Consider the following 1,313-nt stretch of genomic DNA (forward strand, 5'->3'; position numbering starts at 1 on the left):
GAGCTGGCCGAGGCCGCGAAGCGCGCCGCCGGGCACGGCCTCGCGCTCGGCTACCACAACCACGAGTTCGAGCTGTGCCAGCACGTCGGCGGCGTCCCCGCGCTGGAGGTGCTGGCCGACCTGCTCGCGGGTCTCGGAACCTCCGGGGCCACCGTGCAGTTCGAGGTGGACACGTACTGGGCGGCGGTCGGCGGCCAGGACGTACCCGCGCTGCTCGGCCGCCTCGGCGAGCGCGTCACGCACCTGCACATCAAGGACGGGCCCGTCACCAAGGACGACCCGATGACCGCGGTCGGCGCCGGCCGGATGCCCGTCGAGGCCGTGCTCGCCGCCGGCGCGGGCGCCCGCCGGCACATCGTCGAACTCGACGCCTGCGCCACCGACATGCTCACCGCCGTCCGCGAGAGCTTCGACTGGCTGGAGGGGAAGCGCTGATGACCGCAGCAGAGCCCCTGGGCGTCGCCGTGGTCGGCTGCGGCACGATCAGCGACCAGTACCTGACGAACCTCACCGCCTTCCCCGACCTGCGCGTGCTGTTCTGCGCCGACCTCGACGCCGGGCGCGCCGCCGCGCAGGCCGCCGCCTACGGCGTACCGGCGCACGGCACGACCGAGGAGGCCCTCGCCCACCCCGGCGTCGAGCTGGTCGTCAACCTCACCCTCCCCGCCGCCCACCACGACGTGGCCGCGGCGGCGATCGACGCCGGCAAGCACGTGTGGAACGAGAAGCCGCTGACCCTCGACCCCGCCTCCGGCGCCGAGTTGGTCGCCCGCGCCGCCGCGGCCGGCGTGCGGCTCGGCTGCGCCCCGGACACGTTCCTGGGCGCCGGGCTGCAGACGGCGCGCCGGCTGCTCGACGACGGGGCGATAGGCGCGCCGCTGAGCGGCCTCGCGCTGATGCAGACCCCGGGCCCGGAGTCGTGGCACCCCAGCCCCGAGTTCTACTTCCTGCGCGGCGGCGGGCCGCTGTTCGACATGGGCCCGTACTACCTGACCTGTCTGGCCACGATCTTCGGCCCGGCCGAGCGGGTCGCGGCGGTGGCCCGCACGGCGCGCGAGACCCGGGTGATCGGCTCCGGGCCGAAGGCCGGCACGAAGTTCCCGGTCGAGGTGCCCACGCATGTCGCGGCGCTCCTCGACTACGCCGCGGGCCCGACCGCCTCGCTGGTGGTCAGCTTCGACTCCCCGCTGAACCGGCAGGGTTTCGTGGAGATCACCGGCACCGAGGCCACCCTCGCGCTGCCCGATCCCAACCGCTTCGACGGCTCCCTGCGGCTGCGCCCCACGGGCTCGGCGGAGTGGACGGAGATCGAG

At 74.9% G+C, this 1,313-nt stretch carries 2 protein-coding genes; both read left to right on the top strand.

All coding sequences use genetic code 11. The annotated features are described in order from the left end of the window. A partial coding sequence (locus H5J30_RS33785) for a sugar phosphate isomerase/epimerase family protein (RefSeq protein ID WP_181791596.1) occupies positions 1–435 on the top strand: 435 nt, incomplete at its 5' end. Further along, a partial coding sequence (locus H5J30_RS33790) for a Gfo/Idh/MocA family protein (RefSeq protein ID WP_181791598.1) occupies positions 435–1,313 on the top strand: 879 nt, incomplete at its 3' end. The genes H5J30_RS33785 and H5J30_RS33790, both read left to right, overlap by 1 nt.

Origin of the sequence: Streptomyces phytophilus (assembly GCF_013870535.1) — a bacterium.
In the GTDB taxonomy this organism is placed as follows: Bacteria; Actinomycetota; Actinomycetes; order Streptomycetales; family Streptomycetaceae; genus Streptomyces; species Streptomyces phytophilus.